The sequence below is a fragment of the Haloferax sulfurifontis ATCC BAA-897 genome, from assembly GCF_000337835.1.
In the GTDB taxonomy this organism is placed as follows: Archaea; Halobacteriota; Halobacteria; order Halobacteriales; family Haloferacaceae; genus Haloferax; species Haloferax denitrificans.
This window is the reverse complement of sequence record NZ_AOLM01000008.1, coordinates 38,047-58,318: the sequence shown is the minus strand read 5'-3', so window position 1 is coordinate 58,318 and position 20,272 is coordinate 38,047. Positions and strand designations below refer to the sequence as shown.

Sequence of the window (20,272 nt, the reverse complement as noted above, 5' to 3'; positions counted from 1 at the left end):
ACGGGACCGCCACCTCCCGACTGACTGGTCGAGGCCCGCGCCCCGAACTGTGCGCCACGATGACCGTTGCACCCGCGTGCTGTAATGTGGTCTGTCATGCTATCGCTCCGACGGACACCATGCTACGTGATGTCTCACATCACGACAAGTGCAAACATTACCATAAAATTTGTGGTTATCGGTGACGCCGAGAACGAAATCCGTTTACAAACGGTCGAAAAATCTGCCGGCTTCGCCTTCGGCGGATTGTCACGTCGTAGTCGGGTGCTTCGCTCCTCACGTGGCCTCCTCGCTTGCGTTCTCCCGGCGCGCTCATACGAACTGTAGACAGACACCGGGAATTTCCGTATTCACGGCCCGTATCGGCCGGATTTTCGGTCCGTTCGTAACGCTTAATCGAATTCGTACACGCGTTCTGTATATGGCAAACGACGCCGACGGAACGGACGGCACCGACGACCTCGCCTACGCCGCCGACCGCGGCCGCGGCATCCTCACGCCGAGCGACCGCGAGTTCCTGCTCGGCCGGAAGACCGACTACACCGACCACTCGAAGAAACAGAAGCGAAACCGGATTCGACGCCGCCTCCGCAACGCCATCCTCGATTTCACCATCCTGTTCGAGTCGCTCGAAGACCGCGACCGCGAGACGGTGTTCAACCCCGACGCCGCCGACCGCGAGGCGTACACGCGGGGCATCACCGACATGCTCGCGTTCCTCCACCTCGGGACGATGGGTTACTACACGCCGTTCAAGGACATGCTCGCCGAGGGCGTCAACAAGGCCGAACAGGAACTCGCCGGCTCCGACTACCGGATGGTCACGGTCGACTTCAACGTCGAACCGGTCGGCCAAATCGACGTCGACGCCGTCATCGACAAACTCGAACGCGGCGCGTTCGACCAGCTCACGGACGAGGAGCTACAGGCGTTCGTCAGGCTCCTCGCGGAGTCCGACGACTTCTCTGCGACCGACCTGCGCGCCGACATGAAAGCGCAGATGTCGGCGTTCCTCGAGCGAATCGACGCCGCGAACGAGCGGCGCGACCGCCGGGTCGACGAACTGAACGACTGAACCTCGGTCCGCCACCCCTGAATAAACCCGCGGTCGCGCGGTTGCGCCCCCGCGAGCCGCGGCCTATCCGAGATACGCTATCGCGTCCATCTCGACGCGAACGTCGCCGGGCAGGCGCGCGACCTCGACGCAGACGCGGGCCGGCGGCACCTCGTCGAACCGCGCGCCGTACGCCTCGTTGACCCGCTCGTAGTCGTCGAGGTCGGCGACGTACACCGTCAGTTTCACCGCGTCGTCGAGGCCGTCGCCGCCGGCCTCGGAGACGACGGCCGCGATGTTGTCGAGCACGCGGTCGGTCTGTTCCTCGATGTCGCCGTCGACCTCCTCGCCCGTCTCGGGGTCGACCGGGCCGTAGCCCGAGACGTAGAGCGTGTCGCCGGCGACGACGCCCTGCGAGTAGGGGTTGTCCGTGCGCGGGGCGTCGTCCGTGATGACTCGTTCCGGTGGCATCGTTGGTGAGCGTGAATCGTGTGGTGTGCGCTCGGCGCGGGCGACTCAGAGCCGCTGTTTCTCGGCCGTGACCGCCTCGATACCGTCGGTGATGACGTCGAGCGCCGTCTCCGCGAGGTCGCGGGTGAGCACGAGCGGCGGGAGCAGTCGCAGGACGTTCCCGTGCCGGCCGGCCTTCCAGACTAACACGCCGCGCTCGAAGCAGTACTGCTGGAGCGCGTCGGCCGCGTCGCCGTCGGGCTTGCCCTCGGCGTCGACGAACTCCGCGGCGATGAACAGCCCCTTCCCGCGAACGTCCACGACTCGGGGGTTGTCCTCTGCGACCTCGGAGAGCCGATCGCGGATGTACTGGCCGAGGTCGCGGGCGTGCGCGAGGAGGTCGTGTTCCTGGATGTACTCGATGGCGCGGGTGCCGGCGCGCATCCCGACGACGTGGCCGCGGTACGTGCCCGCGTGGTCGCCCGACCCCCACGTGTCGAGGTCCTCGTGATAGATGGTCGCCGACAGCGGGAAGCCGGTCCCGCCGAGCGCCTTCGCCGAGGTCATCACGTCCGGCGTGACGCCGTACCACTCGTTGGCCCACCACTCGCCGGTGCGCCCGAGGCCGCTCTGAATCTCGTCGAACACGAGCGGCACGCCGTTGTCGTCGGCGATGTCGCGGAGGCCCTTCAGGAACCCCTTCGGCGGGGTGACGACGCCGCCTTCGCCCTGAATCGGTTCGACGAAGATACCCGCCGGGTTGGCGAGGCCGCCGTAGGGGTCCTCGAAGATGGCCTTGACCTCTTCGAGACAGTGGTCGACCGCCTCCTGCGGTCCCTTGCCCATCTCGATGGTGTTCGGATAGGGCGCGTGGACCACGTCGGGGAGGAGCGGCGAGTAGTCGCCCTTGAACTTCTTGTTGCCGGTGAGACTCATCGCGCCGCTCGTCGCGCCGTGGTACGCGCCGCGGAAGGCGACGAGACCGGTCCCCCCGGTGTTGTACTTGGCGAGTTTGATGGAGGCCTCGATGGCGTCGCTCCCCGTCGGGCCGCCGAAGACGACGCGGTTGTTCCCGCGCAGTCCCTCGGGCGCGATTTCGTCCAACTTCTCGATGAGGTCGAGTCGGGCCTCCGTCGGGAAGTCGACCGTGTGGACGAACTTGTCGGTCTGTTCGTGAACCGCGTCGAGGACGTACGGGTTCGAGTGACCCACGTTGAGCACGCCGATGCCGGCGAACATGTCGATGAAGGTGTTGCCGTCGGCGTCGCGCACCGTCGCGCCCTTCCCGCTTTCGAACGCGATGGGGATGTCCTCGGGGTACGAGACGGCGCTACTGTCGATCCGCTGTTGCTTTTCGAGGAGTCGCGTCGACTTCGGCCCCGGAACGTCGCCCACGCTCGGCGCGTCGTCGAAGTGCAACTCGTGAATCGGTGGACCTGCGACCATGCCTCAACCCATGCAGAACAGTCATAAATAATTTGTCCACGCTTCCTATTGATGACGTACACAGTATCCGGTTTCGGAACCGGTCTCCCGCGGTGATTTGGTTAGCGACGTAACAGTAACCACAATGGATTAGTGCGAGGCACCGCCTCTTTTCCTTCATGTTACACGCACAAGGTCCGCTTCTCACGGTCGACTTAGGGGACAAGACCAGCCGGACGGAAGACATCGACGAGATTCTCGAATCCTACGTCGGCGGCCGCGGGGTGGCCACCCGCCTCGCCCACGAGCGCGTCTCATTCGACGTTGACCCCTTCAGCCCGGAGAACCGGGTTTACTTCAGCACCGGTCCCATGCAGTCCTCGAACATGAGTTTCACCGGCCGCACGAACTGCACCAGCGTCTCGCCTTTGACCGGCGGCCTCTGCTCGTCGAACGCGGGCGGGTTCGTCTCGCGGAACTTCGCGGACGCGGGCTACTCGGCGGTCGAACTCACAGGCGCGAGCGACGAGTTGGTCGTCCTCCACGTCACAGACGAGGGCGTCGAGTTCGAGTCCGTCCCGGACCTCGCCGGCGCGACGGTCCCCGAGACGGTCGCGTACCTCGACGACGAACACGGCATCGAAGCCGACCGGACGATGGTCGTCGGTCCCGCCGGCGAGAACCTCGTGCGCTTCGCCTCCATCATGACGAGCGAGGAGCGCGCGTTCGGTCGCGGCGGCCTCGGCGCGGTCCTCGGGTCGAAGAACGTGAAGGCGCTCACCTTCGGCGGCGACTCCGCGCCCGACATCGAGATTCCGGCGTCGCAGATGGAGATTCACCGCGAGGCCGCCACCGACGACCACATCATGAAACGACAGGGGACGGTCGCCGTGCTGGACCTCGCCAACGAGATGGACGGCCTCCCGTCGTACTACTTCTCCGAGCGCCACTTCGAGGGCGCGGAGGGCATCAACGGCGACGCCGTCGAGAAGAAGAAGTACAAGAAGGGCACCTGCTCCGCCTGCGCGTTCGCGTGCAAACTCCCCACGAGGGACGAGGAGGCGGGCGTGGAAACCGAGGGCCCCGAGTTCGAAGTCACTATGGCGTTCGGGTCGAACTCCGGCGTCGACGACATCGTCGAGGTGATGAAGTCGAACGAACTGTGCGACCGCTACGGCCTCGACGCCATCTCGGCCGGCAACACCGTCGCGGCCTACCTCGCCAGCGAAGACGAGTTCGGCAACACCGACCTCATCCACGACCTCGTGGAGAAAATCGCGCACCGAGAGGGCGTCGGCGACGACCTCGCCGAGGGCATCGCCCGCGTCCACGACGACCTCGGCGTCGAGAACTGGACGGTCAAGGGGATGGACTTCGCCGCCCACGAGGGGCGCGTCCTCCACGGACAGGGCCTGTCGTACGCCGTCGCCAACCGCGGCGCGGACCACATGTACGCGGTGTTCTACTCGCAGGAGTACCCGCTGGTCGGCAAGGACGACGCCTATCCGCCGGAGGGCTTCGAGGGCAAGCCCAAGCGCCTCATCGAGAAGGAAAACCAGATGGCGCTCAACGACAGCGGCATCGTCTGCAAGTTCTCGCGGGACTTCATGACCCCCGAGCGCTACGAGATGCTGTTCGGCGCCGACTTCGAGGACCTGCTGGCCGTCGGCGACCGCATCGTCACGCTCGAACGGCACTTCAACAACCAGCGCGGCTTCGACCGCGGCGACGACACGCTCCCGTACGCCGACGAGTTAGACGGGTTCGAGGCGGCGCTCGAAGCGTACTACGAGCGTCGCGGCTGGACCGACGACGGCGTCGTCCCGTCCGGAAACGTCCCGGCGTAACGCGTCTGGCTACCCCTCCGCCCGACGGATTCTCCGCGTTCCTCTCTTCCCGCGTTCACTCTTCGTTCGGCTCGCTCGCTTGGGTCTGATACAGTTCCGCGACGCCCTGTTCGAACCGCTCGGCGGCGCGTTCGAGCAGTTCGGCCTGCGTCGCCCGCGTCTCCTCGTCGATGGCGTAGGCGGGACCGCTCAGGTTCAGCGACCCGTACACCTCGCCCCGCGGCGACTTCACGGCCTTCCCGATGGCCCAAAAGCCCTCGACCGCCTCGCCGCTGTTCTCGGCGTACCCTTGCTCGCGGACCGTCGCCAGCTCCGCGAACAGTTCCTCTTCGGTCGTGATGGAGTCGTCCGTCGCCGCCGGCAGTCCCCAGCGGTCGATGATTTCCCGCACTCGCGTCTCCGGGTACTCGGCGATAATCGCCTTGCCGGAACACGTCGTGTGGACGTGGAACGGACTGCCGTCGATGAGAAACCGCGGCGAGTTCGCGAATTCGAGGTCGCCGTACAGCGAGACGATTCGACCGTGTTCTTCGACCGCGAAGTCCGCGTCCATCGACGACTCGCTGTCGAGCCACGAGACGGTCTCCTGGGCGACGCGGTAGTAGTCCTTGCGCGTCCTGACGTAGTCGCCGAGATGGCAGAACTTCGCCCCGAGGTGGTACTCGTTGTCGACGTTCACGACGTAGCCGTACTCCGCGAGCGTCTTGAGGTGAGCGTAGACCGTGCTCTTCGCGAGGTCCGTCGCCTCGACCAGCTCGCTCATCGTCGCCCCCTCCAGTTCGAGGATGTGGTCGACGAGCGCCAACGAGGCGGCGGTCGTCTTGAGCACGCCGGACGGGTCGTGTCTATTCATGGAGAGGAATCCACGGTCCGGGGTTAAAGATGTACCTCCGTTTATCGGGGCGGCCGTGCCGGCCGGCGACCGCAACTGCGACGCCGGTCGCTCGACTGGAAGCGACCACCCGACGAACGGGCGTTCCAACCGTTCCGCAGAGTCGAACCTTTATTTTAAATCCCAGTGTTTGTCAATAGTTAACATTCCTCTACACGCTGGTTACGGAGGGCCCTCGTTGGAATTATCCGTTCTTCGGCGGGGTGACCGCCGCATCGGTTTATACGTATTCGGAAGGGAGGAACGCCGGTTCTCTCCGAGGCACGTGAGGTTCGGTCTCACGGGCGAACGAGGGGCTGAAACGTCCGCTTTCGACTCGATTTTCGGAGGCGCGAACGTTTAAATAGGCCCGTCGGAGCGGGGGTAGCGACCGGTTCGCTCGCCGTACCGTCCGGTGGCGTGCCGGAGTCGTGATACCCGTTTGTCGTCGGTCCACCGTGTGGTCCCAACGCTCTACATATCTATAAATTGATATAAATCCGTGGTCGCCGACTGTCTTCCGCTGTCGCTGTCCTCTCGTCTCCGTGGTCTCGCTATCGTCGGTGTCGCACGCGCCGATCCATTACAGGCATAACCGTGTAATTCGATGGATTACAGTCACGCCACCGCGAGTCGTTTCGGCAGACGAAGGGGCGGCGACGCCGCTATCGCGTCGCCTCGAACGCCGCCTGCGCCGCTTCGAGTACCTCGTCGTGTGCGCGCCCGTTGGACGCGACGAGACCCGGTTGTCCCGGCCCCCACCTGTTTCCGTCGAGGTCGGTTACCGTTCCGCCCGCGCGTTCGACGAGGTAGACCCCGGCCACGGTGTCCCACGCGTTCGGCTGTTCGTCGAGCCCGACGACCGCGTCTATCGACCCGTCGGCGAGCCGCGAGAGCGTCAGTTGCGTCGTCCCGAGCTTCCGCATCTCGCCGAACGTGCCGAAGATGTCTCCAGCGAGTCGCTCGATTCCCGGTCGGTCACCGTCCTGATACCGGAGCGTCGAGGAGACGAGAAACGCGCTGGTGTTCGATTCGTCGCTGACCGTCATGGGCCGGCCGTTCCGCTCGACTCTCTCCTCCGTGGCGATGTAGGTGTCTCCCGTCTCGGGGGAGACGTTCACCGCCGCAATCGGCGTCTGGTCTCTGACGACGGCGACGCTCGTCACCCACTCGCGGGCCCCCCGCGTGTAGTTCTGCGTCCCGTCTATCGGGTCGATAATCCACGCGTAGCCCGACTCGGGGACGGTCTTCAGCTCGTCTTCCTCCTCGCCGACGACCGCGTCGTCGGGGAACCGCTCTCGAATCTCCGCGATGACCCGCCGTTGCGTCTCGCGGTCGACCTCGGTCACGAGGTCGATTTCGTCGTCCTTCTGTTCGATGTCAAGTTCGGTCCTGAACCGCGCCGACGCGTGCTCTGCTCCCACTTCCGCGGCGGCGACTGCGACTGCTTCGCGGGGGTCTGCGTCCATGACGGCTATGCATTACACGGCGAGAAAAAGCCTCGGACAGCGGACAGCGCTTCTGTCTCTCCGCCGTCGGCGACCGTCGCGCCAGCCGAGTTCGGGTCGGCTCTCGCGCCGACCATCGCCGCGTCGCCGCGTCACGGAATCTTGCTCCTATCGCGGTTCACTAACGCGGTCCGACGCTGACGGTCGGGCGCGGATTCCGCGTGCAGGTGACAGCTCACTTCACTGCCGGCATCCGTCGTCAGTGACGTCGGTTCCTCGCTCTCACAGAATGTCTCCATACCCGCCTGTTTGACGTGGATACGGCGGCGTCACGATTCCCATCGACCAGCTTCCCGAAGGCGTCTCGGGCGACTGACGCGGGACGGTCTGGGACGTCATCGCCGGTCACCGATTGTATCCGTTCGCGGACGTGACCCTTGTAGAGAACGTCCACAACCGACGCGTCGTCAGTCGCGTCGCCGCGGTCCGACAGCGCGTCGCGTATCACCCCGAGGTCGATTTCGTCGTTCGCGATGTGCGTGTCGCCGGTCTGCAACTGCGTCATCCGAGAGGAGTCTCCGGGCACGATTTCGAATCGAACGGCGTCGAGATACGGGAGGGACTCGCCTTGACGGATTCGGCGATTTCCGGCACGACATCTCCGTCCGGAGTGAGTGCGACGAGCGAACTGGCGTACGCTCTCGCGGGCATCACGCTAGTATTTTGATAAGATCTCGACGTTCGATATTCCTGTCAGACATCGTTTCTTAGGGTCCATCTAACGACTTAGTTCCCGTGGTGAAAACCATATTTACAGCATAAATTTAATGTTAATAATTTTAATGTTTTATCACTGCCGTATTTTGTGCAGTCCCGCGGGCCGTCGTCTTCGCCGGTATGGAGACGGTGAAGTCACACGGTACGGTGACGACGAACGTGGACTGCCACGCGCTCGCCGGGCGACGCCAGGGACACGGAGCGGCCTAGTCGAGATAGCCGAGTTCGCGGAGTCGCTCCTCGACGGTCGCGTCGCGCTCGGCGGCGACCGTCCCGGTGAAGTCGATGGCGTCGCGGCGCTCCCGTAGCTGACGGTATAGCGGCCGCCAGTCGGCACCCTCGGGGTTCGGAATCGGGGCGAGTTCACCCGGGTCGGCCTGCAAGTCGAACCCGTACAGCTCGTCTCCCCGCGAAACGAGTTTGTGCGTGGGCAGTCTGACGCCGATTTGTAACGCGGACTCGTCGATGCGACCCGGCGTCTGCCGGGTCGACGCGACTTCCGTCACGGCCGGCGGTTCCGGAATCGCTCTCCCCTCGATTGCGGGTCGGAGCGACTTCCCCCCGAACGACGGCGGGGCGTCGACGCCGGCGTAATCGAGGACGGTGGGCGCGATGTCGACGTGTCTGACCTGCGTGTCGACGACGAGCGGGCCGGCGAGTTCGCTCGCGGGCGGCCGAACCAAAAGCGGGACGTGAACCAACTCGTCGTACAGCGCGGGTTCGTGGCCGACCTGCCCGTGCTCGAAGAGCGCCTCGCCGTGGTCGGCCGTGACGACGACGAGCGCGTCGTCGCCGACCTCCGAGAGAATCGCTCCGACGCGCTCGTCCGCGTGCCGGACCGAGGCGTCGTAGAGTCTGTGTACCGACTCGCGTTCGCGTTCGCTGAGGCTGTCCGGGCTGTGTTGCGCCCGCGTCGTCAACTGGGTCGCCGACGACCGACCCAACCGGACGCCGACGGCCTCGCGGTGTCGCTTCGGCGGCGCGTAGGGTGCGTGCGGGTCGAGGAGATGGACCCAGACGAAACTGTCCGCCGGCGCATCGGCGAGCGCCCGCCGCGCCAGCGACACCTCGTCGGCCCCGCCGCGGAGGCGGTACAGCGGGGCACTGCCGAACCGGAACAGGTACTGTGCCGCCCGGTACACCGGGTGGTCGAGGCCGAATCGGTTGATAAGGAACTCCCGGGCGCTATCGAGCGTCGGGGAGCTGAACGCCCCGACATCGCGGTAGGTCTCGTAGCCGCGCGCGTAGCCGTATCTCTCGCCGAGCCACGGGTTCGCGTGAATCCCCGAACAGGAGTATCCGGCGTCGGCGAGCCGTTCGCTCAGGAGCGTCCGGTCCGCTCGAATCCGTTCGTACCCCCCGAAATCGAGCGGATACGTCGATGTCAACAGCGCCGGAAACGCGTACGGCGTCGCCGGGCCGTGGCTGACGGCCTGCGTGAAGACCGCGCCGCGTTCGGCGAGCGATTCCAACGCCGGCGTTCGTGACGCTGTGCTGTTCGGCATGAACGACGCGTGGCTGGCGCGCCACGCGTCGACGGTGATGAGTAGCGTTTTCATTCGGTGGTCACCTCGGCGGACGGTGCGTGGTCGCCGTCGATTCGTGACGGTCGAGCGGGAGCGGCGACCGGCGGACTGGTAGTCAGGCCCGCCGGAAACGCCGCCAGTCGAGCCACGCCGAACTCGCCTGTCTCGGCGGGGTCGGCATCGTCGGTCTCGGCGTCGCTTTCGTTCGAGCCGACAGCGGGGTCGTCCTCGGTCGGGACCGAGTTCAGTTCCATCCACAGTTCAGGGGGGACCGCGCCCCCTGCGGCGGTCGTTCCGTTCTCCGAGCCGCCGGCGTCGGCGTCGGCGTCGGCCGACTGATACACGACGCGGACGGCGTCGAACCGAACCGTCCCGTTGCCGCCCGCCCCCGCCCCGCGGAACTCGACGCCCGTGGTGGGTTGGTCGAGCGTGAACGGGAGGGTCACGTTCTCCCAGCCGTCGGTCGCGCCGACGGTCCGCTCGGCGACGACCCGGCTGTTGTGGCCCGCACCGACGTTCAGCCGCAACACGGGGTCGTCACCGGCGCTCTCGACGTTCACGCGGTACGTCGCGGTGTAGTTCCCCGGCGGGAGTTCGATATAGGGGCCGAACCAGAAGTTCCCCTCGCCGCCGCCCTCGCCGACGATGTCGTCGCCGACGACCCGCGCGTTCTCCTGACTGAGTTCGAACTCGCCGACGTCGAACCGCTCGTCGAACTCGTAGGCGTCGTCGATGATGGCGATACGACCGCTGTACCCCCGTTTGTAGACGTAGATGCCGTCTTGGTACTGATAGAGACCGTACTCGGTTCCGAGGCGGTCGCCGAACGCCGTTTGGACGGCCTGCGACCAGTCGTACGGCCGGCCGGTGAGGCGGGTGTCGTAGAGGACGTACTCCGGCGTGATAGCCCCGTACTCCCGTTGGTACTGGTGGAACATGTCCGGTCGAACGACGTAGGTCGCGTTCGGCCGCATCGCGATGTGGGGGTAGATGTCGTTCTGCGTGAGCAACGACGCGTCGGCGGGGATACCGTCGATGGCCCGTTCGAGCGTCTCCGTGTGTTCGTTCTGCGTCGGCACCGGGACGACGTTCAGGTCGAACCCGACGACGGCCCCCGTGACGATGTTGATGGCGATGACGGTCGCGAACAACCGAAACAGGAGTTCCTGAGACGGTATCGAAACCGCGCCCCGGCCGGCGACGCGGACGGCTCCGATGTAGAGAAACGGGAGGAGGTAAAGCGGGTAGTGCGCGCCGAACATGTAGTAAATCGACCGCCCCGCGAAGAACCACGAAAACAGGAGGTACGGGGCGAGCGCACCGAGCGACACCTCGTCGTTCAGCGAGAGGAAGACGACGGGGACGAGAAAGACGACGAAGTAGAGCAGTTTGTCGGAGAGGTTCACGCCGAACGCGCTGACGATGAGCGCCGGGTCGCTCACGCCGAGCGCGAGTAGCTCGCCGACGCCCACCCGCGGACCGACGTACGGCTTGAGCGGCCCGGCGATGGACGCCATCGGGATACCGCCGTAGAGGCTGAATCGGTCCATGACCGCCCCGGAGAGGACGTGCGCGAACAGGACGAACAGGAAGCCGGCGAGGAGCACCCAGCGCTCGTCGTCGAGTCGGCCGCCGCGGTACGCCGCGACAGCGAGGCCGGAGAGCGCGCCGATGACGATGAAGATGACGAACTCGTTCGTGAGGAGTACGAGCGCGAGAAGGCCCAAGAACGCGACGTATCGGCGGCGGACGTACGCGTAGTACGCGCCGAAGATGAGCACCGGGAGCAGTGACTGCTCCTGGAAGTCGAACAGCCACGCCGACCAGAGGAACGGGTTGAGCACGTACGAGAGGACGACCACCCCGGCGAGACGGTCGCTCTTGATATGCGTTCGAGCGACGAACCAGAGGGCCAGCACGCTGGACGCGAGGAGGAACGACTTCGCGACGAGGAGCGTCATCGGCGACCGAACGACCGCGAAAAGCGGGAGGAAAAACAGGAGCGTCAACGAGAAGTGCGCACCCCAGTAGGAGCCTCCCGGGTGACTCACGCGGTACTTCCCGTGGATGAGAAACCCCTGTCCGTCGAGGGTCGTCGAGAGCATGTGGACGTACGAGCCGAAGTCGGACCCCGTCGTCCAGTACCCTCGATAGAGCTGGACCGTGAGGAGGCTGAACACGACGAACACCCCGGCCGAGACGGCCACGACGGACCACGTCGGTCTGTCGACTCTCGCCAGTCGGTCCTGTAGCGCGGGCCAATCGAAGTCGCCCACGACCGCGCCGTCCCGACTCGCCTGCCAGACGAATCGGTCGCTGGCGGTGAAGCCCCAGAGCGCGCCGACACCGATAGCGGCGACGTTGGCCACGAGGTAGTGCAGTCCGAGGAGCTCGACAAACGCGACGAGCGCGACGACGCCGATGGCGATACCGACGAGTCGCGTCATCCCGTACTTCGTCGCCCGCCACGCCCACGGCCGGTGTCCGATGCTCCCGTAGGACCGCCACGTCCAGCGGTCGTTGATGACGAAGTTGGCGAACGTGCTCACGACCCGACCGACCGTGCCCCCAATCACGTACGAGAGGCCGCCGACACCGCTCACGAGGAACAGTAACCCCTCGTTGATACTGATGCCGACGAGACCGACGATGAGGTACTGAACGAACCGCCTGTTACGCCCGGTGAGCGGGAGCGACCGGAGTCGGTCGGCGACCGACTGGTCGCCGCTCATCCGACCACCTCCGGGCGAGACGCCGGGACCGACTCGCCGAGCAGTAACCGCTTGAGTTGCGGGTAGACGACGTCGAACCCGTGCGTCTCGCCCTCGCGGCGCGCGACGCGACACCGCTCGTCGTAGCCGTCGCCGAGTTTCCACTCGTCGTACAGCATCGCTATCGCGCCGAGCATCTCGTCCGGCGTGTCCCGGTGGAGAACCGCCTCGTTTTCGACGTCGTGGGTCGGCAGCGACGTGGTGACGACCGGCGTTCCGGTGGCGCACGCCTCGTTTATGACCATGCTATCGGTGTCGACGCGGGCCGCGTGGAGGACGACGTGTGCTCGGGCGTACGCGTCCGCGAGTTCGCCCTCCGTAAGGAACCCGAGGTCCGTGACGTACGGGTCACTCCCCGTTCCGGTCGCCAGTAACCGAACGTTCGCCGGGAGGCGACGGGCGACTGCTCGCACCGTGTCCCATCCCTTCTCGCGGATGCGCGCGGCGGTGACGAGCACGGTGAACTCGTCGTCGAGCGGGGCCCGCCCGGGAGAGAAGCGGTCGGTGTCGACGAAGTTGGGAATGTACACCGTGTTCGCGTGCGGCGACCTGAACGCGGGCGTCACGGTGTGAACGGCGGCGTACCGTCTGAGGTCGGTCGCACCGATGGTTCGGTAGAGCGCTTTCACGACCGTCGGCACCAGTCCGTAATGCGACTCGAACAGCCGCGGCGACACGTAAACCCACGAGTGAATGCCGGCGATGGCCCGACTCGCTCCGGTGAAGAACAGTTCGGAAAGCGGCGCGTAGAACACGTACGCGGTGTCGTACGCCGAGAGGTCGTGTCGCCACGCTTCGCGGTACGGCACGGCCGCGTCGAGAACGTCTCTGACGGCGACGCGACGCGTGTTCCCGGGCGCGTACGGGAGCGCGTGGACGGCGACGTTCACGCCGTCGGCGGCGAGTCGGTTCGCGAGGGTGGCGGTCCACTTCTCGCCGCCGCGGTAGTGTTCGAGCGAGAGGTGCGGACAGAGCGCAACGCGCTTCTCGGAGGGGTTCGCGTGGGCGGGGTGGGTGTGGGGTGCCGCGTGCGACGCACCGTGGGCGTCACCGAACGGGACGGGTCGGAAGTCAGTCATACGAGCGCTCGCCGGCGACTGTGGTACGAAAGCTTCGCGAGGTGCAACAGATATTCGAGGTACTCCCGAGACGAGAGCTTCGAGTCGCCGTTTCGCCGGTCCTCGAAGACGTACGGGACCTCTCGGACCTCCGCCCCGTCACAGCGCGTGAGCAGTTCTAAGAGGATTTTGTACCCGGTCGGGCTGAGCGTCGCCTCCCGGAGCAGGTCGCGGCGGACGACGAAGTAGCCGCTGAGCGGGTCTGCGACGCCCCTCGCCGACGGGATACAGAGCCGAGCGAGAACTGTCGCGCCGCGACTGACGACCCGGCGGTGCCACGGCCAGTAGGCGACGCCGCCGCGGGAGACGTACCGACTGGCGATGGCGATGTCGACGTCGTTGGCGACCGTATCGACGAGGTCGGGTAGCAACTCGGGTGGGTGCTGTAGGTCCGCGTCGATGACCGCACAGGAGTCGGCGGTGGCGTGAGCGAACCCGTAGGCGACAGCGGTCGCCAGCCCGCGCGCCCCCTCGCGCCGGATGACGCGAACGTTGTCAGTCGCGTCGTACCGCCGTTCGACGAGTCGCCACGTCCCGTCCGGGGAGTCGTCGTCGACGACGATAATCTCGGAGGAGTGGTCGGCGAGGGCGTCGTGACAGCGGTCGATTGCGTCCAGGATGTTCTCGGCTTCGTTGTACGTCGGAATAATGACAGACACCCGTGGGACGGCGGACGTCGCTTCCTCCCGCCCAACCGAGCGAGCGGCCGTATGGGCGCCGAGAGATGGCTCTCTGTAGTGTGGTTCGGGCTGGCTCATGATTGCTATGCGCTACCATGACAATATGAGTTGTGATGACATATACTCTCTCCACAACAGTTATATTCTAGTAGTTTATTCTAAAATTAGATACAATTTTACAAGTATTATTTAAATGCGTGACAGAATCTATCTCCTGAATCACACGAGAACGCGTAGGTGGGACCGGGCGAAACGTGCGACTCCCGTGAGTTTCGCGTCGGCGGGGCGCTCTGCGTCCCGTTCGCAGGTCAACAGAATCGTTCGTCTGGTACCCGCGGTCAAGACATCCGACCACCCGGTACAAAACACTTGGCGCCGCGTCCGGGGAGCTCAGCGGGCCCCGTCGCCGCCACAGACGTCCGTCGAGACGACCGTCACTCCGTGTGAATCTCGAACCTCGCCCCGCCGTCCTCGGCGTTCTCGATCGCCAGTTCCCACCCGTGGGCCGCCACGAACTCGCTGACGATAGTGAGACCGACCCCGGTCCCGCCGCGTGCAGTCGAATAGCCGTATTCGAGGACGTCGTCGGCTTTCTCGGGCGGGATTCCGTCCCCGTCGTCTGCCACGTAGAAGCCGGTCCGACCCTCAAGCGCCCCCACGGTCACCGTCACCGGGGTTTGGTTGTGGGCGACCGCGTTCCGAAACAGGTTCTCGAAGACGTGGTCGAGGAGGCCGATGTCCGCCTCGTACTCGACCGCCGGGTCTATCTCCACCCGTAGCTCGCTGTCCCCCGTCTCGGTCACCATCCACGACGTTTTCGCGTGCGACGCTATCGAGACCGGCATCGTCTTCGCGTCTCGGCGCCGGCCCATCGTGAGCGTCCGAAGTTCGGTTATCATCCGCGACATCCGATTGAGCGGCTCGACCATCGCGTCGAGCTCCTCGCTTTCTAACTCTCTACGCGCTCGTTTGAGCCGCCCGATCGCGACGCTGAGCGGGTTTCGGAGGTCGTGGGTGACGATGTCCGCGAACTCCTTGAGGCGCTCGTTGGCGCGTTCGAGCTCCTTCTGTTTCTGCTTTCGCTCGGAGATGTCGCGCGTGTTGATAACGTAGTGGCCACCGGAGGTCGGCTCCGAGGACGTGACAGACTCGACCCACGTGTAGGTGTCGTCGTCCTGTAGATGGCGGTACTCGATGGCCTCGACGACGTACTCGTCACGCGAGACGACGTTTTTGAACGCGTCGTACACTCTATCGCGGTCGTCCGGGTGGAAGCAGTCGGTGCACGAAACGCCCACCAGTTCGTCTCGGTCGAACCCGAGCAAGCGCTCGACTGAGGGGCTCTGATAGTGGATAACGCCGTCTTCGTCGAGTAGCGAGAGGAGGTTCGTCGAGTGAAGCGGAATATCTTCGAGTGAGACTACCCTGCCGTGTTCCCCGGGTTGCATTGATTTATCCACGTACGTTCGCCCATGACAGTACAGTATCCGTGAGAATAATATCTCTTCGCACGGACGTCGACCAGTACTCAGGACGCTCGCAACCGGCTTCTGCGAGTCGCTGTGGCGGATTCGTGCCGAGTTTCGTGCACCCGTAGTGATTTCTGTGTTGCCTCCCTGCACTCGGTATGCAGGTTACCGTTTACGGGCCGCTTCGGTCCGCGGCAGGTGGAAAGACCGTCGACGTAGCACCGAGCGGAGCGACGGTTCGCGACCTGCTCGACGCGTTCGTGGCACGCCATCCGAGCGCGGAAACACACCTCTACGACGAGAGCGGCGGCGTCCGCCCGAGCGTCCGAGTGATGGTCGGAGCGCGCAAGGCGGCGTTGGACGACGCGATACCGGACGGGGAGCCCGTGAAGCTCTTTCCGGCGATGCGGGGCGGCTGACTACGCCCCGTACTGCTCGCGAACGGTCTCGGTGAGGCCGACCTCGTCGAGCAGTTCGACCGGGACGAGCATCGACAACTGGACGACGCCCGGCAGGCGAGCGATTTCGACGCCGCCGGTGAACGTGCACCGAGACCGGACCTCTCCCTCGCTGATACCGAACAGCGAACTCGCCCTCGCGAACGCGTTCTCCGTCGCGTCGTTGATGGTCGCGCCCGACCCGATGACCTGAAGCGGCAGGGCGTCGTGAAGCGTCTCGACGTCGTACTCGTCCGCGAGTGTCGCCCCGGCGTCACGCTCGGCGTCGGTGTAGGGTTTCGCGATGTGCGGGAGGTCCGCTTCGTTCGGGAGCAACAACGGTCCCGGCAGGTCGAGGCCCTTGATGACCTCCACTTCGAGTTCGGTCCGCCCGCTCACGTCCGTCGTGTGGAGCGAGAGTTCGCCGTCTCCTTGGTTGGCGTGGAGGTCGCCGACGTACAGCCCGGCACCGTCGACCCGAACGGGGCAGATGAGCACCGCACCGGGTCGCACCTCGTTCGAGTCGAGGTGGCCGTCGGTCCGCGCTTCGAGCGCCGCTTCGTCCGGGAGCCCCCAGTCGTGTTCGGCACCGATGAGGAACTGCCCGAAGTCCCCCGCGTTATGCGAGTCGGGGAGTTCGACCGCCGGCGTCGTCCCGATGTTTCCGATAAACGGGCGCAGGCGACCGAGCGCTCCGGGCATCTCGTCGGGCTCGTACAGCAAAATCGGGTGTTGCCGCGAGTTCTCGGGGAGCGCCATCGCCTCGTCGGCGCGCTCGGCTAACTGGTGGGCACCGTCGGCGCCGACGGTGATGCCGACGGTTCGGTCGTCGTCGAAGACGACGGTGTAACCGTACTCGAACCCGAACGACGACGCGTTGGCGCCGCACTCCGCACAGCGAATCGACTCCGGTCCCGTCCCTTCGACGACGGTCTCGGGCCACGGCGTCCCGCACTCGGGACAGCGGTGGTCGACGAACGGGTCGTCGCCGAACGCGCCCTCCCGCTCCGCCATGCTCCCGGTGCTCGTCGCGACGCTCGTCACCTCGACGTCCTTGATTCGGACGACGAGCGCGTCGCCCGGCTCGGCGTTTTCGACGTAAATCGGCCGCGTGACCTCGTGTCCGCCGCGGAACGACGGAGTGATCATCGGTCCCCAGCACCCGGCGGGGGTGTGTGTCTTGACCGTCCCCCCGTCGCGGACCGTTCCCGCCCACTCCTGTTCGGGTCCGACGAGTCCGAGCGTGAACTCGTCTACTTCGAGTGTTTCAGCTGGTTTTTCAGACATGTGTCGTGACGTTCGACCTGTCGCATGTTATCTATTGTGTATGCGGAAGTCGGTCTCTCAGTACTCTTATCCGAAGCACCGCTCAGACACACCGACCCTGAACAGTCGCGTTTCTCACAACACCGTCGAGAACCGCAGCCGCCGGAGCGGTTCTATAACGCTTGCACAACGCGTCAATAATCATTTTTCGCACCTGAAGTATTGTAGTGTATAACCAAGGCTACTGGCCGTCAATTTTGACAGTTGACTCATCGACTCCGACCCACTTCGGCGTCGTTTTTGGTGAGGTCTGAGAATATATCAACTACGTTGTTAATCTGCTGGAGAGGAGCTTAAATAAGTATTATTCTCAGACGAATTGGAGAATTACATCTGTCCCTCTATATATAATACCGGCAGTAAAGAGTCAGAAACAGACGTTCATCAGGGCGTTTGTCGGACTTCGCGTGACTGAGTGTTCGATCAACGAGACAAAAGAGTTCTCTGAATTCTCGGCACAGAACGCTTGTGTCTAATTACTCACCAGTAGGCTCATCAACTCGCATATCGTAGCTGACGAGACCGCTGTCGAAATCGATGGCAAGTGATTTTGTCTGTATAACACAATACTCAACGGGAAAATCGTCTTCGGCGACCGGGACGGTTCTGGGGGGTCCGTAGATTGCCGCACTTGACGCAATCTACTTTCGGGTGTGTTGGATGAAACGGATCATCTATGGGTTCCTCTTTGGAGTCCCGAAAAGAAGGCACGCATCAAAACCATCCTCCGGAACTCTAGAATCTTCACAGTCTCGGAAGATGGATCTATTGCGTGTCTTCATTTCAGAATATTATTTTGAAATATAAAGCATATAGAGTGATCTGTTCGCCGAAGTTCTTCAGCCGTACAAATTAACAGTCACGCTCCGGCCAGTACCTGTTGGCCGAAGTCATGTACTTCTTCTTCGTCTAGTGATGTGTCAACATCATTTATGCTCATGCTGTACTCTGGATTGTCGCGGAGGAACTGATTGAAGTCATCATATTCTCCATCTGTATCTTCCCATACGTCTTCAATTATGGAGTCGTCTTCTACAACTGCGTACTGAGGATTCTCCGTAATACCATATATCACATGGTTGGTATCTTCCTCCATGACCATCTTTTCTAATACTTTCGACTGATTGTATAGAGTCTCGAATTTTATGTCGTTCTGGTTGAAATTTCTAAGTCTTTCTGTGAAGTCAACAACATATTCGGTTGTCGGAGCTACAGTACCTGGTTCTCCGGGATGCGGATCATCTTCATGATAAAGGGAATTGGACATTTCTCCTATTGTTCGTACAGCCCTAGCCTTCTTACTCGAGAAATCTAGTGGAGACGTGTCTTCGTCTTTTTCCCAGCCGAATCGGAGTGGGTGCCAGTATTCTTGGAATCCATCATTTTCTGGGTCTAGGTATCCTGAGTTCTCGATTAAGGGGTGTAGTTGTTGGTCATCTGCGGTGGCTGTGACAGGAGTTGCCACAGTCTCCATGAATCTGAGTTCTTCTGAGCCGTCAGCGTTTTCACCGTAAATAAGGCCGGTACCGTGGCCTAAGGTTTCAACGTCCCATGCATGAACTTCTAAGCCGTTTTTAGTGTTTTCTTCAATTGCTTGTTCTAGAGATGGTGCATAAAGAGCATCTTCTACAGAATAAGGGCCGTCTGGCGTCCTCTTGGCCTGCCAGTTGAATAGGTATGGATGAACCCAGCCCAGTGCTTCGCCTACTGTTTCTGCGTTTGAGAATTGTTCGAAGTCAAAGTTTCCTCCTCTTCTCTCCGCCATGCTTCCGTTGGGGTATATTGCAGCAGGTACTTCATCGCCACTCTTTATAGCTTCAATATCGGAATTGCCTGTGTCTACACCAATACTGTCCACAAAGTTCTTTACTTCTATAGGTTGAGCTTCTGCTAAGTCAGTATAGTCGTTATCGTGTCGCCATTCGTAGGCCACAAGGTCGATTCCGAACTTATCGAATGAGAGCTGTTCGTGGCTGCTGTAGGTATCTAGTACTGGATCTGATGTGACGAATCCGCCACGTTTCTCAAGATAGCTATCTTCTAGAGTGTTCTGGCTGATCTGGTTCCTCAGTTCTTCATTTCTCTGTGGAACTATGTCCAGCTTGTAGTTGCCTGGAGTTGATTTTACGCCTGGTGCAGTGTCCTGTACTTGCTGGGAACCTTTTGAAGCGGTTGCCGTAAACTGTTGTTCACCGCTCTGCATCTGGCCTGGCTGTACTGTAACATTACTTCCGTTCCACTGCTCTGAGTCTTTATTAATCTCTATTTTTCCGTTCGAGACTGTGGCCTGGGTTGGCCCTCCGGTGGTCTCAACCTTGAACTGGGCCTGAAAGTCCTCGATACTCTGATCTTCCCATATACTCGGTAGTTCGGATGGCTGAGTCTCCGTAGAGATACTGATAGATATGTCTCCGTCTCCGCTTCTGGTTTCTGTCTGCGCAGAACTATCCGGTGCGGGCTCTGGTTCTGTGGGGCTATTACAGCCGGCGAGACCGGTGGTCAGACCAATCCCGACAAGGGAGAGGATGTCTCGCCGGCTTGGAGGCGTATTGTCCATATTCGATACGTTTGCTGGAACTACATAAATGTCGAGTGACTACCAGGACGTATCTCAGACGCTGTCGACCCCGGATGTGAACTATTTGGTCCCGACGCGGCGGGGACCGACCGAGGAAGACGTGCGAGAGAAAATTCTTGATTATGAGCGAGTGAGGCGGCGAGCACCCGTCTTCTGATTGTGAGGAGTCGGGTTTCGCTGGTGTGAGTACGATCTTGCGATGTACAGTTCGGCCCGAGGTGGCCAGTTTCGAGCCCATCCTCCGAAACTGTGTGACGCTGTCCTCAGAATTGTATATCGCGAAATATGATTCATCACCGAAATCCGGTGGCTGGTCGATATTCTGCTAATCCTCATTGTCTCCAGTAGACAACGATATTTGCGGGAAAGTTAGATATATGATATATTTGATTATACTCGCCGAAATCGCGTATTCAGATTCGGGGTGGTCCGCAGAGCGCTACTTCGCTGGTTTCGGTCCCGGTTTCACGGGCCGAAGACTCACTGCCACGGTTC

At 62.8% G+C, this 20,272-nt stretch carries 15 protein-coding genes; 3 read left to right on the top strand and 12 right to left on the bottom strand.

Annotated features, from left to right (window positions below):
* Positions 1-421: 421 nt before the first annotated feature.
* Positions 422-1,075, top strand: a complete 654-nt coding sequence (locus tag C441_RS04855) for a hypothetical protein (RefSeq protein WP_007274090.1) — start codon at positions 422-424, stop codon at positions 1,073-1,075.
* Between the two features lie 63 nt (positions 1,076-1,138).
* Here C441_RS04855 and C441_RS04850 read toward each other — a convergent pair whose 3' ends face one another.
* Positions 1,139-1,525 (bottom strand): Rid family detoxifying hydrolase, encoded by a 387-nt coding sequence (locus C441_RS04850; RefSeq protein ID WP_007274089.1) that lies wholly within the window; start codon positions 1,523-1,525, stop codon positions 1,139-1,141.
* A gap of 45 nt (positions 1,526-1,570) precedes the next feature.
* On the bottom strand, positions 1,571-2,950 hold the full coding sequence (locus C441_RS04845; RefSeq protein ID WP_007274088.1) for an aspartate aminotransferase family protein: 1,380 nt from the start codon (positions 2,948-2,950) through the stop codon (positions 1,571-1,573).
* A 158-nt stretch (positions 2,951-3,108) separates the two neighbouring features.
* On the opposite strand from C441_RS04845, the gene C441_RS04840 reads away from it, so the two are divergent.
* Entirely contained in the window at positions 3,109-4,776 is a 1,668-nt protein-coding gene (locus C441_RS04840; RefSeq protein ID WP_007274087.1) for an aldehyde ferredoxin oxidoreductase family protein, read from the top strand.
* Between the two features lie 55 nt (positions 4,777-4,831).
* Here the strand turns inward: C441_RS04840 and C441_RS04835 are convergent, their stop codons facing one another.
* The 8 genes from C441_RS04835 to C441_RS04800 form a co-directional block, all read right to left on the bottom strand.
* The gene (locus C441_RS04835) at positions 4,832-5,629 is read right to left on the bottom strand and encodes an IclR family transcriptional regulator (RefSeq protein WP_049920448.1); all 798 of its coding nucleotides are present in this window, start codon (positions 5,627-5,629) and stop codon (positions 4,832-4,834) included.
* A gap of 683 nt (positions 5,630-6,312) precedes the next feature.
* On the bottom strand, positions 6,313-7,116 hold the full coding sequence (locus tag C441_RS04830; RefSeq protein ID WP_007274085.1) for an inositol monophosphatase family protein: 804 nt from the start codon (positions 7,114-7,116) through the stop codon (positions 6,313-6,315).
* Between the two features lie 238 nt (positions 7,117-7,354).
* A complete protein-coding gene (locus C441_RS04825; protein WP_007274084.1) occupies positions 7,355-7,660 on the bottom strand; it encodes a hypothetical protein in 306 nt (101 codons plus the stop codon).
* A gap of 418 nt (positions 7,661-8,078) precedes the next feature.
* Positions 8,079-9,431 carry a sulfatase gene (locus tag C441_RS04820; protein ID WP_007274083.1) on the bottom strand — a complete coding sequence of 451 codons (1,353 nt, stop codon included), beginning with the start codon at positions 9,429-9,431 and terminating at the stop codon, positions 8,079-8,081.
* Positions 9,428-12,130, bottom strand: a complete 2,703-nt coding sequence (locus C441_RS04815) for a GtrA family protein (RefSeq protein ID WP_007274082.1) — start codon at positions 12,128-12,130, stop codon at positions 9,428-9,430. Before C441_RS04815 ends, C441_RS04820 begins: the two co-directional genes overlap by 4 nt.
* Positions 12,127-13,248: a glycosyltransferase family 4 protein gene (locus C441_RS04810; protein WP_007274081.1), complete on the bottom strand. Its 1,122-nt coding sequence runs from the start codon at positions 13,246-13,248 to the stop codon at positions 12,127-12,129. Before C441_RS04810 ends, C441_RS04815 begins: the two co-directional genes overlap by 4 nt.
* On the bottom strand, positions 13,245-13,946 hold the full coding sequence (locus C441_RS04805; protein ID WP_007274080.1) for a polyprenol monophosphomannose synthase: 702 nt from the start codon (positions 13,944-13,946) through the stop codon (positions 13,245-13,247). Before C441_RS04805 ends, C441_RS04810 begins: the two co-directional genes overlap by 4 nt.
* Positions 13,947-14,401: 455 nt before the next feature.
* Positions 14,402-15,415 carry a sensor histidine kinase gene (locus C441_RS04800; RefSeq protein WP_007274079.1) on the bottom strand — a complete coding sequence of 338 codons (1,014 nt, stop codon included), beginning with the start codon at positions 15,413-15,415 and terminating at the stop codon, positions 14,402-14,404.
* 179 nt (positions 15,416-15,594) lie between these two features.
* Here C441_RS04800 and C441_RS04795 point away from each other — a divergent pair, with 179 nt between their 5' ends.
* A complete protein-coding gene (locus C441_RS04795; RefSeq protein WP_007274078.1) occupies positions 15,595-15,855 on the top strand; it encodes a ubiquitin-like small modifier protein 1 in 261 nt (86 codons plus the stop codon).
* Here the strand turns inward: C441_RS04795 and C441_RS04790 are convergent, their stop codons facing one another.
* Positions 15,856-17,160 (bottom strand): acetamidase/formamidase family protein, encoded by a 1,305-nt coding sequence (locus C441_RS04790; RefSeq protein WP_007274077.1) that lies wholly within the window; start codon positions 17,158-17,160, stop codon positions 15,856-15,858. It lies immediately after the preceding gene.
* 898 nt (positions 17,161-18,058) lie between these two features.
* The gene (locus C441_RS20240; RefSeq protein ID WP_239640809.1) at positions 18,059-19,756 is read right to left on the bottom strand and encodes a hypothetical protein; all 1,698 of its coding nucleotides are present in this window, start codon (positions 19,754-19,756) and stop codon (positions 18,059-18,061) included.
* Between the last annotated feature and the right edge of the window lie 516 nt (positions 19,757-20,272).